The organism is Arenicella xantha, assembly GCF_003315245.1.
Classification (GTDB): Bacteria; Pseudomonadota; Gammaproteobacteria; order Arenicellales; family Arenicellaceae; genus Arenicella; species Arenicella xantha.
On the sequence record NZ_QNRT01000001.1, the window covers coordinates 1324295 to 1340353 of the forward strand.

Below are 16059 nucleotides of genomic sequence, written 5' to 3' on the forward strand. Positions count from 1 at the left end.
CCCGAGTATTTAAAAAAGATTCGCGTGAGCAGCCCGTTTTTTTCCTAAAATCATCAAAAAACCTTAATAAGCTGTTGAAAATAAAGGGCTTTATTAAACGTCGAGGTTATTAACTGTGAAGGCATTTTTTTCGATAAATTCGCGTCGTGGCTCGACTTGATCGCCCATTAGTATGGTAAAAGTGTCATCGGATGACACATCGTCCTCAATCACCACTTTTAGCAACCTGCGCACTGTTGGGTCCATCGTGGTCTCCCACAATTGATCTGGATTCATTTCACCAAGACCTTTGTAGCGTTGCACATCGAGACCTTTTTTAGCCGTTGTCATTAACCAAGCTAGCGCATCAGAAAACTCGGTAAATTCCATTTCACTCTCTTTGCGGCGTACCAGAATTAAATCACCGAGTGTGCTGTCCAATTTTTCAGAAAGACCCTTGATCGATGTATATTCTGGAGACCGCCAAAACGCCGGACTAAATTCAGACTCAGTCGTCATACCATGCAGTCGTCGGCTTATCTTCAAAGTAGTACTGCCGTTTCGAACAACTTCGAGAGAATAATGTGGTGACTCATAACCTTCTTTATTCAAGAACAACTCAATCTCAGCGACAGCTTCGTCAGTGAGTTTTTCGTCATCCAAAGATTGATCAATAAGCGCTCTCAATACCGCAGAGTCATAGTCTCGACTTAACCGCTCAATGGTTTTCTCTACCGACAAATATTCTCTACATAACTTCTTAAGTTCGTCTCCACTGACAGATTGTTGTGTCTGAGAATTGATTAACTCAGCATTCTTCAATGCAAGTTCCAGCAAATAAGCTTCCATTTCCGCATCGTCTTTAACATAGCGTTGAGACTTGCCTTTACCAATCTTGTACAAAGGCGGTTGCGCGATATAAATATATCCCTTCTCAATCAATTCGACCATTTGACGATAAAAGAACGTCAACAGCAACGTTCGAATGTGTGATCCGTCTACGTCGGCATCGGTCATGATAATGATTCGATGATAGCGTAACTTCTCAATATTGAAGTCAGCGGTTCCAATGCCCGCGCCTAATGCGGTAATTAGAATTGTGATTTCGTCTGACGTCAGCATTTTATCGAACCGAGCCTTTTCGACGTTCAGAATCTTACCTTTCAATGGCAAGATCGCTTGGAAAGATCTATCTCGAGCTTGCTTTGCTGAACCGCCCGCTGAATCGCCCTCCACCAAGTATATCTCTGAAAGTGCTGGATCTTTTTCTTGGCAATCTGCCAATTTTCCAGGTAAGCCGCCGAGGTCTAGTGCGCCTTTGCGACGAGTCATTTCTCGTGCTTTGCGTGCAGCGTCTCTAGCTCTAGCCGCATCGACTATCTTCTCAGCTATGCGCTTCGCTTCACCTGGGTTCTCTAATAGAAAATCGGATAACTTCTCGTTCATTACCGATTCAACAACCCCTTTAACCTCAGATGAGACCAATTTTTCTTTAGTCTGTGATGAGAACTTGGGATCAGGTACTTTAACTGATAATACGGCGGTTAAGCCTTCTCGTGAATCATCACCGCTTACCGTTACCTTTTCCTTCTTAGCCAAGCCGGATTCTTCAATGTACTGATTTAAAGTACGAGTCAAGGCACCTTTAAAGCCCGATAGATGCGTTCCGCCGTCGCGTTGCGGAATATTATTGGTGTAACACAATACATTTTCTTTGTACGAATCATTCCATTGCAGAGCTACTTCTACGGTTACACCGTCTCGCTCACCAATCACATTGATTATTTCTTGATTCAGTGGCGTCTTCATTTTATTAAGGTGGGCTACGAATGCAGCTATACCCCCTTCATACTCAAACACTTCACTTTTCTTTGTACGCTCATCAGTCAACTCTATGCGCACGCCTGAATTAAGAAATGACAGTTCACGTAAGCGCTTGGCTAAAATATCGTAGCTGTATTCAGTAATTGCGAAGATTTCGTTGCTGGGCTTAAACGTTACTTTAGTTCCAGTCTTATCGGAGGGTCCAACTTCAACTAAATCAGCTTGCGGAACACCTAAATGATATTCCTGAAAATAGGACTTCCCTTCTCGATCAATTTCTAATTTCAACCAATCAGATAATGCGTTGACCACGGATACACCAACACCGTGTAATCCACCTGAGACTTTATAAGAGTTGGAGTCAAACTTACCGCCAGCGTGTAGGACCGTCATAATGATTTCGGCGGCTGACTTGCCCTCTCCTTCCAGGATTCCAACAGGAATACCACGTCCGTCATCCCATACGGAGATGGAGTTGTCTTGGTTAATAACGACATTAACGCCAGTACAATGTCCGGCGAGAGCTTCGTCAATAGAGTTGTCGACTACCTCAAACACCATATGGTGCAAACCGGTACCATCATCGGTATCACCGATGTACATTCCTGGACGCTTTCTAACGGCGTCTAAGCCTTTTAATACCTTAATACTACTGGAATCGTAACTCATTATTTTTATCTATCAGGGGGCAATTAGCTAACGCCTAATAGTATCAAATTTTACCCTTTTACGCAGTAAATCAAACGTTTAAGTTTAGCCGAAAGATTAATGTTCCACGTGGAACAAATAAGAGCAGATGAGTGCCATATTTGTTTAGATATTAATCAGTAGGCTATTCTAAATTAGTGCTCACAAATGATTATGAAGTATGAGATTGTTCCACGTGGAACAACTTTCGTCATAAAAAAGGCCGCTATTGATAGCGACCTTTTTAATAAGTCTTATTGTAATCACAAACGCATTGGCATGATGAGATATAGCGTGTCGTTCGATTCGGCCGCATGGAATGTACAACTAGTGTTAGGGTCCAATAAGCCGAGGTCAATTTTATCGGACTCACAGGCTTTAAGGGCTTCTAACAGATAATTTACGTTGAACCCTATTTCGATAGCTGGACCCGCGTAGTCGACTTCCATTTCATCTTTAGCGTGTTCTTGGTCAGGGTTATGCGATCTAACCTCGAGAGTATGATTATCAACGCTTAAAGAAACACCTCTGAACTTTTCATTACTAAGGATCGCTGCCCTACCGAGTATGTCTATCAAGTTCGATCGATCGATAATGATATGTTTATCAAGGTTTGCTGGAATTACTTTTTCATAGTCAGGGAATCTACCGTCGATTAACTTAGAAATAAACAGGAAGTTGCCAGAAGCAATAGAGATATGGCTAGCATTTAGTTTAACGTCAACAATGTCGTCGCTGTTGGCATCAAGGAACTTACCTATTTCGAGTACTGCTTTACGCGGCACAATACTTTGTACCATTTCAACACCCAGTGATTCAACCATCACTTGTGTCTTTGCTAGGCGATGTCCGTCAGTCGCTACTGATACGATATGGTCGTCATGTATCTCAAGTAGCAATCCGTTTAAGAAGTACCGAACATCTTGTTGTGCCATTGAGAACGAGGTTCTGGTTAATAGCTGATTCAAACTCTTCTGTGACAACGAAAATTCATGTTTCCAATGTGTTTCTTCTAACCTTGGATAATCTTCTGCTGACAATGTTTGTAGTGTGAACCGACTTTTCCCGGCTTTAACAACCATTTTATTGTCTTGTTCAACAATTAATGACAATAAAGATTCTTTTGGTAGTGATCGACAAATATCGTAGAGCTTACGAGCAGAAACAGTGGTTCTACCGTTGTCCCCTTCTATGTTGTCCACTCTTGTGGTTATTTCAGTTTCTAAGTCAGAACCAACAAGAGTTAGTTGTCCATCTTTTAAGTCTAAATACACATTTCCTAAAATAGGTAGCGTCTGTCTTTTTTCTACTACGCCTATGATTTGAGACAGTGGTTGCTCCAATGTTTCCTTTTGTATTTTAATATTCATGTGTGTTTATCTATTAGTTATTGTTATTACTAGTGCGGTACATAACTATAAAAAGTCTTAAATAACTTTATTTATCAATGACTTAGAGTTGTTTCTGCCTGTTGATAAATATGTCCTGGTCGGCTGGACAAGCTGTGGACGAATTGTGGATAACATTTATCCAATAATCATACCGTAATTATACAGAAGTTATCCACAGGCTATTAAGCTACCGATTAAAATCACTATTTATCTACTTAGTTTAGACCGATAAGATCTTAAGTAGACCGTTGTAGTCTTCGTTAATCTTCGAGTCGGTTTTAGTCAGTTCTACTACTTTCTTGCAAGCGTGAATCACTGTTGTGTGGTCTCTGCCACCAAAAGCGTCGCCAATGTCCGGTAAACTCATATTAGTAAGTTCTTTCGCTAACGACATTGCAACCTGCCTAGGCCGCGCGATTTGCCGATTACGACGTTTAGATTTGAGGTCGGACACTCGTATACCGTAATAATCAGCGACGGTTTTTTGAATGTTCTCGATCGAGATCTTTCGCTCTTGGAATAGCGTCAGATCCTGTAAGGTGTCTTTGGCTAGGTCTAGGTCGATTTCACGCCCAGTGAACCGTGAGCTAGCAACCAGTCGATGTAGGGCCCCTTCTAGCTCACGTACATTAGAGCGAATCTTCTTGGCCACCATAAATGCCACATCGTCGTTTAGGTCGATGTTGTTCTTACGAGCTTTGTTTTTGAGAATGGCGACACGCGTTTCAAGCTCCGGTGGATCAATTCTTACCGTCAAGCCGCTTTCAAAGCGTGATGTTAGGCGTTCCTGAAGGTTATTAATCTCTTTAGGGAATTTGTCTGACGTCAGAATTATTTGGGCGCCGGTTTCTAACAAGGTGTTGAAGGTGTGAAAAAACTCTTCTTGTGACTTGTCTTTATCAGCGAAAAACTGAATATCATCGATTAATAGTGCATCCAACGAGCGGTAATAGTTTTTAAACTTATTCATGCTGTTGGTTTCAATCGATTTAACCATATCGCTGACAAACCGTTCAGAGTGCACATACGCAACTTGCGCGTTTTGCCTGGTTTGTTGGATTAAATTACCGGCGGCGTGCATTAAGTGAGTCTTGCCAAGACCAACGCCGCCATAAATAAACAACGGGTTGTAAGCAACACCAGGGTTTTCACTCACCTGTTTGGTCGCAGCTCGCGCAATCTGGTTAGACTTGCCTTCAATATGGTTTTCAAAAGTGAAACTGCTATTGAGCACGTTTGTGCCAAACGGGTTGCGAGAAGGCAGTTCGTCCGCCAAGGTATCGTCGGAAGCGGCGGGTTCTTTCAGCAAAGCCGCGCGATGATCGTTCAACTCGACCGACAATTGAATGTCGCCACCACCAAAATGCATGGCCGTTTTAGTCAGTTGATCAATTAAGTTATCGGTTAGCCAATCCTTAATAAAACGGTTTGGGGCATACAACTTAAACGTTGCATCCGAATCTTTAGTCATTAGAGGGCGAACCCAGGTATGAAAGTCGTGATCGTCGACTTCATCTTCTAATTTCTTTAAACATTTATCCCAAAGGACTGTGTTCTGCATGGTTTTCGACCGATTGGTAGTTCGATTTATGAAACTGCGTAAGCGATTCTAGGGGCAAAAGAGAATCAACCAAATACGCTAGTGATGTGATTCCATTGCGCCGTTTATAAGAACGGTGGATGATCTCGTTGTGGCGACTAAATTATCGTTATGGAAGGCGATAACTGTGATTTTCTAGCCCTGCTAGCGACGTTACTGCTATTCGCCTAGGTTGCTGTAAAGTGTCAACAAACACAACTGGTAGGCGGTCGGTTAATATACCGCCGCGGTAGCGCACAATACAATAACAAATGGCGCTTATCGAATAATAAAATAAGTCAAAGAATAGCGTTATCGTGTTGACTATGAACAACAAAGTCAGTACCTTTGCAGCCCGTATTTTGGTCAGGTCTCCCTGCAGCGTAATTAACTGCTTTTGTTGTAGAGAATACTCGGTAGGCGTACAAAGACGCGGTTTGCGTCACGACTGCAAAAGTGATCTCACACAAGCTTGATCAACGGCAAACTAGTTAGCAACACCAGCACTAATACTGTCTGGTACTTATATAAGGTTATTTAAAATGAAACGTACTTTTCAACCAAGTCAAGTTAAGCGCAAGCGCACACACGGCTTTCGAGCCCGTATGGCTACTAAAAGCGGCCGCGCTATCATCAATGCTCGTCGAGCAAAAGGTCGCGCAGCACTAACGGTTTAATCCCGTTAAGCTACTCAGTAACCGGTTTACACTATTCTAAATATAGACATAGACAAACCGGTTGCTGTAGCGATGCTTTTACAGCAGCTAAAAATGTATTAGACATCACGGCACCGAAGTTTAAGCTTCTGCCACGATAAAATGACATACAAATAGGTCGACACAGCAACGTCGCCGACAACCAAGTTTCAAGTTTCCATCAGCCGAGCAATTTGGCGTTTATACTTGAAGAATAAGCTTGATCAATTCCTAGCAACAAGTAACTCCCCAAACCAGCGATGCAAGACACACGGCTTAATTTTTCTGCAGCACAGCGATTAAAAACGCCAAAGCAGTTCCAAGCGGTGTACCAAAGTAAGCAATGGGGCGGTTCCGCACATTTCACCTACAATGTATTAGCCACTGACATTGAAACGGCTGTGTTGGGAGTAACGGTGTCTAAAAAGGTTTCTAAAGCAGCCGTGCATCGAAATCGAATAAAGCGCCAAATGAAGGAATTCTATCGTCTACGACAGCACCAACTGACAGGAGCGCATGTGGTAATTACCGCAAAACCATCGAGCCTAAAAGCAACCGATGAGCAGCGTCAAGCGTCACTTACAGAGTTGTGGGACAAGCTTATGCGCTGGCAACGTTGGCAGCGTAAACAACAGGCCAAGCAGCCTAGTAGTAAGTCGCCATAATGGTCTGGTTTTTACAAAAACTGTTTAAGCTTTATTATTGGACCATCAGCCCATTATTGGGAACGCGATGCCGCTATGTACCGACCTGTTCGGAGTACGCGCATCAAGCCCTTGAGATACACGGTCCGGTAAAAGGCTTGGTTTTAACCATAAAACGACTAAGTCGTTGCCATCCTTGGGGAGGGCATGGAATGGACCCAGTACCAGGCTCAGAATTAGAGCAAGCATTAAAAGACCAACAATAAGGCCGCTTTTGCCTCAATGAGATAGTTAAACTGTTAACTATTAAGGTTAGAATACGCCACCATATAAAAGCATTTACGCAAACGCTAAGCGACAAGCCATTAAAATGGAAAATCAACGACACATACTCTTAATCGGACTCATAGCGATACTCGCTGTGTTGTATATAAAATGGACCGAGTTTTCAACCGATCCAGCAAATGCAATACAGACGCAAGCGACGCAACAAGCCGTGCAAAGCGATCTACCCGATTTACCGGTGGACGCCAACTCTCAAACTAGTGACGAACTACCCAGTTTAGATGTGGCCACTAGTGAATCGTTGCCAGCTATTCCAGAGTTGCAGGTGGTAAATGACTTATCTACCGTGATTACGGTTGAGACCGACATGATTGTCGCTCACATTAATACAGTTGGCGGAGTGATCGAGCGATTAGAACTTAAGGAAGAGCCGGTTTCGTTAGAGCAGCCAGATCAGGGTTTTCCGTTATTACATAAAACCAGTAATGATATCTTTGTCGCGCAAGATGGCTTGTTGTCGGCACGTAAGGCGCCATCGCACCAAACGCATTATCGGTCGTCTCAAAGTAATTATGTCTTGGGCGCAGCAGAACAAGTTAAAGTTCCGCTAACGTACGTGTCTGAAGAAGGTATAACGTTTACCAAAACACTGACATTTAGCAGCAATAGCTATGTAGTCGCTATCGATTACGCGGTCCTTAACGGCAGTGACACGGCTTGGACTGGCTATCAATATGCTCAATTCAGTCGTTCAATCCCGGAAGATAGTGGTGGTGGTTTCGGCCGTTTGCCGAGCTATACCGGTGCGGCGATTTACAGCACCGAAGAGAAGTATCAAAAAATTGATTTTGACGACCTCGACGATCTACAAAAGAAACCGGTCAATGGGAAAATTGGCCTGCAAGTCGAAACGGATAATGGCTGGGTAGCCATGTTACAACACTACTTCGTCGGGGCATGGATACCCAACGATGGCGTTAAAAAGTTTTACAGCTCGATTTCAACCGACGGTACCAAGCAATATCGAGTTGGTTTGAAGGACACGCAGGCGACCGTGGTTCAACCTGGCGAGGTAGGTCAATTCAGTGTGCGAGCATATTTAGGTTCGAAGCAGCAATCACGTTTAAAGCAATTAGAAGATGATGGTGTGGACGGTCTAGCGTTGACCGTAGACTATGGCATGTTGACCTTTATTGCTGACCCGTTATTCACTGCATTAACCTGGTTTCATAAAGTTGTTGGCAATTGGGGTTGGGCTATTATCTTGTTGACCATTGCGATCAAGGCCTTGTTCTACCCTCTTTCGGCAGCGAGTTACCGCTCGATGGGTAAGATGCGAAAATTGCAACCGCGATTACAGACTTTGAAAGAACGCTACAAAGATGACCGTCAAAAGTACCAAATGGAAATGATGGCGCTTTACAAAAAGGAAAAGGTCAACCCAGCCGGCGGTTGCTTGCCGATGTTGATTCAAATACCAGTTTTTATTGCGTTGTATTGGGTTCTACTCGAAAGTGTTGAAATGCGCCAAGCGCCGTTCGCACTATGGTGGCAAGACCTATCGGCTAAAGACCCGTACTATGTATTGCCGGTGTTGATGGGTTTGTCGATGTTTTTCATGCAAAAACTAAACCCTGCACCAATGGACGACATTCAGAAGAAAGTCTTCATGATTATGCCGTTCGCGTTAACCTTCTTGTTTATGACTTTTCCACAAGGCTTGGTGTTGTATTGGGTAGTGAACAACCTACTCACCATGGCACAACAGTGGTTCAACTATAAGCAACAAGAAAGCAAATAACGGAGAGTTCTCTGAGCGCAAATCAGCCGGATACGATTGTTGCGATCGCCACACCACCAGGTAAAGGTGGTGTGGGGGTAATCCGTTTATCTGGCCCCAAAGCATTAGCGTTAGGACAACAACTAACGGCCAAAACGCTACCAGCACGTACAGCGGTATTCGCGCACTTCAAGGATGCTAACCAGGAGGTGATCGACACAGGGCTAGCGCTTTATTTTGCGGGACCACGATCCTTTACCGGCGAAGACGTAGTCGAAATTCAGGGTCACGGCGGCCCAGTCATACAAGATTTGTTACTAACTGAACTAATTCGACTGGGCGCACGTCAAGCTCGAGCTGGAGAGTTTTCAGAGCGTGCTTTCTTGAATGACAAGATCGACCTAACTCAAGCCGAAGCAATTGCTGATTTGATTGACAGTAGCACCGCGCAAGCAGCAAAAGGCGCAATGCGCTCGTTGCAAGGCGATTTTTCACGACATGTAAATGCGCTACTGAAGCAGTTGATCGAGTTACGAATGTATGTCGAAGCCGCGATCGATTTTCCAGATGAAGAAATAGACTTTCTGGCTGACGAAAAACTGCGTCAACGTATTGACCAACTACAAACGGATTTGCAACAAACCATTAAACAAGCTGGCCAAGGAGCTATTTTGCGCAATGGTTTGAGTTTAGTGATAGCCGGTAAACCCAATGCAGGGAAATCCAGTTTACTAAATGCGCTTTCAGGCCATGAAGCGGCAATCGTTACGGATATACCAGGAACCACCCGTGATGTGGTCCGAGAAACGATCGACATAGATGGCTTACCGGTTCATATTATTGATACGGCGGGTTTACGCGAGAGTGATGATACGGTAGAGAAAATAGGCATAGAACGCGCGCGAAAAGCCATCAATGAAGCCGACCATGTGCTCATTATTGTCGATGCCAGCGACGCTGATGAGCCACCGATTAGTGTCGACCATAAAGCCACAACGTTGGTTTACAACAAAATAGATTTAGTTCCACCGACAAACCTTGGCGCTGCCCTGCAGGTATCGGCTAAACACGGTACCGGTATTACAGAGCTACGTGACTATATTAAGCAGTTGGCAGGTTATTCCCAAGAAGGAGAAACGTTGTTTACTGCACGTCGCCGTCATTTAACGGCATTAGAGCAAGCGCGCGATGCGGTTAAACGTGGCATAGATCAGCTAAAGATAAACAATGCCGGTGAGTTGTTGGCTGACGAACTATTGCAAGCGCAGCAGTCATTGAACTCAATTACTGGTGAGTTTAGTGCAGATGATTTATTAGGCGAGATATTTAGTGGTTTCTGTATTGGTAAATAGTCCAGTGACGCTAGTCTCTTTAGCTGGGTCGGGAATGTTAGATTAAACATTCATCACAAAGACTAATTGTTTGCGAGCCCTGATTAAGATTCATCGATGTTAGGTATAGGTGCTCCCAAACTCAGGCTGATGTCTGCCGCATTTGTTGCGGTAGTTCTGCATGGATTGATTCTCAGCCAAACAATAATCACACCGACACAATCAAACTTAGCAAGTAGCCCTCCCCTTTCGGTACAGTTGCTTACCCAGAAGCCAGAACTGCAGGAGCTCAAACAAGACGTTCTCCCGCCAGAGCCTGAGTCGCTTACAGAGCCAGTCAAGCAAGAGGATCCTTCCGCTGTGACGCCAACAACCGTGCTTGTGGCGAATGCGAAAGATGACCCTCAGCCCATACCAACCGTTCGCTTACCGACCACTGTTGTCAGTTCTGAGTTTAGATCTTTTCTTCAAGAGGAAACTAAACAGCACGCAAATTCGAATCAACAAGAGGTCAACGCGTTTAGTCAAACCTTTGAAACCGTTTATGTGCCGGATGAGTCACCGACAGAAATTACTCGAGATATGCTGCCAACTGATAGTGGAGTGTTCATGACAGTGGTGAATGGTAAGCGTGTTTGTGGTACTAAAATCATTCAATTGTTGAGTAGCGACGGATTGGGAGTTGATACAGAGGGATCCTACCTAATTAAGGATTGCGCGCCGAAGGAAACATTTGTACTGGATATGAATAAACCAAACAACGGATAGAATTTTTAGTAATACCTTATATTCTTTTTGGTTATATCCAATATTGCGCCTATAATAGACATTCAGTCTGGTTTGGTATGAATAAGTTTGTTAAAAGTAAGCGCGTTTTAGAAAAATGCAAATTAACCGATAAGAGCAGTCTACCGTAGATAGTTCAATTAACCTTAATCCCGATAGCGGCAAATGAAGCTAAGTGCATCTATATTGTATTGGAGTGCATCCTCTAATATTAATCGGCGATACCGACGTGTGTTTGGTAGCGTAATATTGGCTGGCGCAGTTCAATGAAACATTGGCAGCTAGCGGGTCTTGTGGTGTTGCTATTGATCGTTGTGTCGTATGCCTTTTGGCCGACCGGTCAAACACCAGACCCAGAGTTAGATATTAAGACTCGATCGCAAGCTCCACTTACGCAAGCGATTAACAAAACCGTAAAAGCCCGTTCGCCAATCACCACTGCTGAGTTTAGTGCTGATGATCAAATAGACCCCTACCAAGATGCAGCAATGCGTGCGCAAATGTTACAGGTAGCGGACTTGTATGAAGCGGCATCAAAATACCCACATTTTTCTCAACCTATCACCAATCCAGATATGGTTCGCGAGCCGCTACCGTTCGAGGAGACCGAGGTCGATTTGCCATTTCCGGTGGAAGGAAGCGATGCGCCTATTCGTTTGTCAGCAGCGGTCGATCGATATCAATATTTCCAAGGGGATGTCATGACCGTACGACTGTTGGTAACCGGCGCGCCAGCAGACACGTTTGTGCAAGCTAATGCTGAGTTAAGTTCTGCGGTGGGCGCTACACCTTTGGTCACAGAACTAACCGCCACGGATGCAAGTCTTAGTAATTTTGTCGGCAATTTTGATACGCGTGTGGCGCCACCGGGTAGTTTGAGCACCGAGATGTTGGTCAAAATTGTGGTGTCGATTGGAGAACAGCAATTATTCACCACCGTGCCGTTGCGCTATACGCAAGCGGCGGCGCAGCTAGTGGCAGTACCGTATGTACGCCAAGAAGCAGAATATCTACTTATACCGTTGCAATATTCAGTTAATCAGCCGGGTTACTATTTTGCCAATGCCGTGTTAGCCGATGCAGCTAGCGGGCAACCATTGTTGCAGCTTCAAACTGAAGGCCAATTGCCATTGGGTAATGGTGTATTGATGTTAAAAGCACACTTTCAGGCCTTGCGCGCGATGGGGTCTGAAGGCCCGTATATACTGAGAAATATCAATACCTATCGCGGGGCGGCTAGTGGCGAAACATTCGATGTGCCTGCTGGTAGTGTTCAACCTCAGTTTGAAATTCAAGGGTTTCCGTTCTCACAGTATGACGATGTGCCCTATCAAGATGAGCTAGCAGGCGAGCGATTAGAATTTTTACGAAACCTAGGAGGAGTCGATGATTCCTCAGATGAAGAACCTAATGAAGCGAGGTAACGTAATGATGTAGTACCCGGAACAGTTGTGATGTTGGTTCCAATAATAAAAGACTAAAAAGTGCCAACGCACCATAGAGTGCGGCGCTAAATATCAACATAGCAGTTACTATCACCAGAGGATAAATCATGAAAACAAAAGTACTTATTGTACTGTCCGCACTCCTATTCAGTGTCGCCGCACAGGCAACATTGGGCGGCAAAAATGTGATCTTAGTTCATGGCTTTCAGCCCACTGACTTGAAGAGCAACCCCAACGCCAGTGCTCAACAAAATAATGCAAATGCCTATTGGCAGGCGTATTGGCAGAACCGCGCGGAGCGCAGTTTGTACTGGCCATCGACTGGTCGCGTTACCGGTAATATCAAAGATACCATTGAGAGTCAGATCAAGAGTTTAGAAGCCGCAAGAACATGCGCTAATGGATGTGTGTTCGTTACGCATTCTACCGGTGACCTGGTGCTGCGCGATGCGCTTACCCGGCTCGGCCAATGGGGCGTAAATCAAAATAACTTTAAGGTAATCGCGGTGCTGGATTTTGCTGGTGCCGGTGGAGGTACTGAACTAGCCGATGTGGCCGTTAATATTGCCAATGGCAGCGGCGTTGTGAATGCAGTACAAAAGGCAGCGATTCGAACCTTTTTAGGCTTTGACCCGACCCCCGCTGCATTAGGCGTATTGAATGACCTGCGACCTGCCGCAGCGCGCAATATCGCTCGCAGTAATAATGCCGTGCCACGTTTACGCTTTGTCGGTGAAGGTACTGAGTATTTGGGCGCGACCAAAGCATTCATTAAAGGCAGTGACGATAGCGTCGTGCCAATGCACAGCGCTTGTGGAGCAAGCTCATCGTCGGCCTATGATTCGTGCAGTCGATCAGTTCGCGTCAATGGTCAAGTCCGCTCAGCTAATGGGCCGAGTTCATTATTCTATAATCACTATGCGGTATTAATGGGCGAGAGCACTGCTCACAGTGAAGCGATCAGCAATGCTCGCAGCGGTGACTTTACGACTGTGACCAATAATACGACGAAAGGCGTTAAAGTCGATTTCGCTACCAGCACTGGAAAAACATGGTGGAGTTGGTGGTACAAAGTCCGATCAGTTAAAAACGGTAGTAGCAAAAGCATGTCAGCCAATGTGTACGATACGCTAAACAATTAATACCGGTCTCTTGACGGGCTTCTTGACTACTCAAGAAGCCCTCTCTATGTTGACCAATTCAATCTCCTGACCGGCTAATATCCGACTAATTAAATGAGTACCGACGAGTATTATTTTAAAGAAGGCTGTTTCATTCAAGAGTGGCATAACGCTCCGGATGATGAAACCGTGTCAGTCGCCCATGTGAGGGTTGAGCCGCGCCAAACCACCAAGCTACATGCGCTTACTGCGACCACCGAGCGCTACATTATGTTGCAAGGTCGAGGACAGGTGACGGTAGGTTCAAAAAGTTGGTTAGTCGAAGCCGGCGACGTGGTTGTGATTCCACCGGACCAAGCGCAGGCGATCGAGAATTTAGAAGATCAAGACCTAGTGTTTTTAGCCGTATGCACACCGAGATTTGACATAGAGAATTACCAAGAGCTCCAACCATAAATACAAATAATGGAGTTAACTAATGAAGAAATTACTATTGGCAATTATTGCCATCAACCTGCTGCTTGGCGCTAACCTAGTATCCGCAGCAGGCTATACCCAAACGAAGTACCCTATTGTGCTGGTTCATGGTTTTTCCGGATTTGACAGTGTTGGTGGGTTAATTGGCTATTTCCACACGATTCCTTATAACCTCCGCCGGTCTGGCGCGAAGGTGTATGTCCCATCGGTTTCAGCTTTCAACTCGTCGGAAGCCCGTGGCGAACAACTGGCCGACTATCTAAGTGGTTTACGTGAGAGCAAATTCAACCTAATTGGGCATAGCCAAGGTTCTCCGACATCGCGTGTGGCGGCATCTTTGGTACCGAATAAAGTTGCGTCCGTTACTTCTGTAAATGGTGTAAATCGTGGTTCGAAAGTAGCGGATGTGTTACTTGGGTTAGTTCCAGAAGGCGTAGCTCAAAATCTTGTTGGCAGCATTCTTGACGCGGTGGGCGGTGTTATTAATCTAATCTCAGGTGCGAATAATGCACAGGACTCTATTGCCAGCGCGAAAACGTTAAGCACTGCCGGTTCAATGGCGTTAAATCAGACGTTAGGTAATAAAGGTATCGACCCAAATTGTGCTTCGATGAATGAGGACGTCAATATTAACGGCTATAACATTAAGATGTTTTCGTGGTCTGGCAATCGTGCGTTTACTAATGTATTTGATCTAACCGACCCGTTTCTAAGTGCAACATCACTGGCGTTTGCAGGCGAGCAAAATGACGGGTTGGTGGGAGTGTGCTCAGCCCGACTCGGACAAGTGATTAGTACCAGTTACAGCTTGAACCATGTGGATGCGATTAACCACTTGTTTGGTGTGCGTGGTTGGACCAACCCAGTGTCGCTATATCGCTATCAAGCAAACCGTTTACGTAACAAAGGTTTATAACAAGCTATGGTAGTTTAGTGAAACGAACTTATGTCACGCTAACAGCAACAGTATTGTGTTTTATCGCAATACTGTTGCTGGCAAATCATTACTTGCTGGTCAAACCACCAGCCCATTCTGCGCCCCAAGTTTCGTCGTTGATTGAGCGCGTTGCCTCGGCTAAACAAACTAACTCAGTAAGCCACTTAGCCACCAGTGTAAGCCACTTAGCCACCAATGATAGTTTAGTTGATGAGATAGATCACGCTGTGGCCTACTCCACGCCACGGACTCATGACCAAGCGGTGATTTCGGCTTCCTTGCACGGCACTGATATTGATGGTGCGCTGCAAGCGGATGCGAGCGGCAAGTTAATTTTGAATATTGGAATTCGAGACTTTTTCGACTATTTTCTCAGTACTGCTGATGAGTTAGGCGCAGAAGCAGGAATTGATGAAATTGTACGTTACGCTCAGGCGTATTTACCAGCGCAAGCGCAGCACGATGCACTTGATCTTTTGGAAAACTATTTGCGCTATAAGCAGTTTGAATTCGAATTACAACAAACACCGATAACCAATGCCTCAATGACTGATGCGGATACATTGGTCATACTACGAGAGAGTTATGCACAGCTGAAAGCCGAGCGTGCTGCCCGTTTTAGTGTTGGCGCCAACCAAGCATTGTTTGGGCTTGAAGACGAATATGCTGAATTCACTCTGCGGACCTTGGAAGTTGGCGCCAATGAATCACTTAACCCAGAGCAAAAAGCGCAGCAAACAGACCTGCTACTGGACTCCTTACCGGCTGAATTGGCTGGTGATGCACGCCAGCAACAAGTACAGGAAGCAACTCAAAAAACACTGCAGTCAGCCTTAGTATCTGAACAAGACGATAGTGAGATCTATGATCTACTAACTGCGTATGGTTACCCTGCTGACGAAGCAGATCGGGTCATCGAGTATCGCCAGCAACAACGAAATTTCGACACACGGTATCAACAATATCGCAATACAGTTAGCCAACTCACAGCAGATGAGAGCGTGGCCTCAGACGCATTAGACCAGCTTAAACAACGATTCTTTGTGACACCGGAGGAACAGACCCAAGCTGCGCTACGTGACTTGGGACAAGAGTGAC

Annotated in this window: 13 protein-coding genes and 1 pseudogene; 11 read left to right on the forward strand and 3 right to left on the reverse strand. The window is 45.0% G+C overall.

Annotation, left to right across the window (positions count from 1 at the left end):
• Positions 1-93: 93 nt before the first annotated feature.
• The 3 genes from gyrB to dnaA all read right to left on the reverse strand — a co-directional run bounded on the left by gyrB (position 94) and on the right by dnaA (position 5442).
• Positions 94-2472 carry a DNA topoisomerase (ATP-hydrolyzing) subunit B gene (gene gyrB / locus DFR28_RS05685; RefSeq protein WP_113953295.1) on the reverse strand — a complete coding sequence of 793 codons (2379 nt, stop codon included), beginning with the start codon at positions 2470-2472 and terminating at the stop codon, positions 94-96.
• Positions 2473-2753: 281 nt separating this feature from the next.
• Positions 2754-3860 carry a DNA polymerase III subunit beta gene (gene dnaN, locus DFR28_RS05690; protein ID WP_113953296.1) on the reverse strand — a complete coding sequence of 369 codons (1107 nt, stop codon included), beginning with the start codon at positions 3858-3860 and terminating at the stop codon, positions 2754-2756.
• Positions 3861-4101: 241 nt separating this feature from the next.
• Complete coding sequence (gene dnaA / locus DFR28_RS05695; RefSeq protein WP_113953297.1) at positions 4102-5442, reverse strand: chromosomal replication initiator protein DnaA; 1341 nt, start codon at positions 5440-5442, stop codon at positions 4102-4104.
• A gap of 560 nt (positions 5443-6002) precedes the next feature.
• Here dnaA and rpmH point away from each other — a divergent pair.
• The 11 genes and pseudogenes from rpmH to DFR28_RS05750 all read left to right on the forward strand — a co-directional run bounded on the left by rpmH (position 6003) and on the right by DFR28_RS05750 (position 16058).
• Positions 6003-6137, forward strand: a complete 135-nt coding sequence (gene rpmH, locus DFR28_RS05700) for a 50S ribosomal protein L34 (protein WP_113953298.1) — start codon at positions 6003-6005, stop codon at positions 6135-6137.
• A 278-nt stretch (positions 6138-6415) separates the two neighbouring features.
• Positions 6416-6820 carry a ribonuclease P protein component gene (gene rnpA / locus DFR28_RS05705; RefSeq protein ID WP_113953299.1) on the forward strand — a complete coding sequence of 135 codons (405 nt, stop codon included), beginning with the start codon at positions 6416-6418 and terminating at the stop codon, positions 6818-6820.
• Positions 6820-7026: pseudogene (gene yidD / locus DFR28_RS05710) on the forward strand (membrane protein insertion efficiency factor YidD); the annotation flags it as partial. The gene rnpA and the pseudogene yidD, both read left to right, overlap by 1 nt.
• A gap of 143 nt (positions 7027-7169) precedes the next feature.
• On the forward strand, positions 7170-8885 hold the full coding sequence (gene yidC / locus DFR28_RS05715; RefSeq protein WP_113953301.1) for a membrane protein insertase YidC: 1716 nt from the start codon (positions 7170-7172) through the stop codon (positions 8883-8885).
• 11 nt (positions 8886-8896) lie between these two features.
• Entirely contained in the window at positions 8897-10216 is a 1320-nt protein-coding gene (gene mnmE, locus DFR28_RS05720) for a tRNA uridine-5-carboxymethylaminomethyl(34) synthesis GTPase MnmE (RefSeq protein WP_113953302.1), read from the forward strand.
• A 96-nt stretch (positions 10217-10312) separates the two neighbouring features.
• Positions 10313-10963, forward strand: a complete 651-nt coding sequence (locus DFR28_RS05725) for a hypothetical protein (protein WP_147250935.1) — start codon at positions 10313-10315, stop codon at positions 10961-10963.
• Positions 10964-11247: 284 nt separating this feature from the next.
• A complete protein-coding gene (locus tag DFR28_RS05730; RefSeq protein ID WP_113953304.1) occupies positions 11248-12405 on the forward strand; it encodes a hypothetical protein in 1158 nt (385 codons plus the stop codon).
• Between the two features lie 128 nt (positions 12406-12533).
• On the forward strand, positions 12534-13568 hold the full coding sequence (locus DFR28_RS05735) for a hypothetical protein (RefSeq protein ID WP_113953305.1): 1035 nt from the start codon (positions 12534-12536) through the stop codon (positions 13566-13568).
• A gap of 93 nt (positions 13569-13661) precedes the next feature.
• Positions 13662-14003 (forward strand): cupin domain-containing protein, encoded by a 342-nt coding sequence (locus DFR28_RS05740; protein ID WP_113953306.1) that lies wholly within the window; start codon positions 13662-13664, stop codon positions 14001-14003.
• Between the two features lie 22 nt (positions 14004-14025).
• Entirely contained in the window at positions 14026-14940 is a 915-nt protein-coding gene (locus DFR28_RS05745) for an esterase/lipase family protein (RefSeq protein WP_113953307.1), read from the forward strand.
• 17 nt (positions 14941-14957) lie between these two features.
• Positions 14958-16058 (forward strand): lipase secretion chaperone, encoded by a 1101-nt coding sequence (locus DFR28_RS05750; protein ID WP_170131988.1) that lies wholly within the window; start codon positions 14958-14960, stop codon positions 16056-16058.
• Position 16059 lies beyond the last annotated feature (1 nt).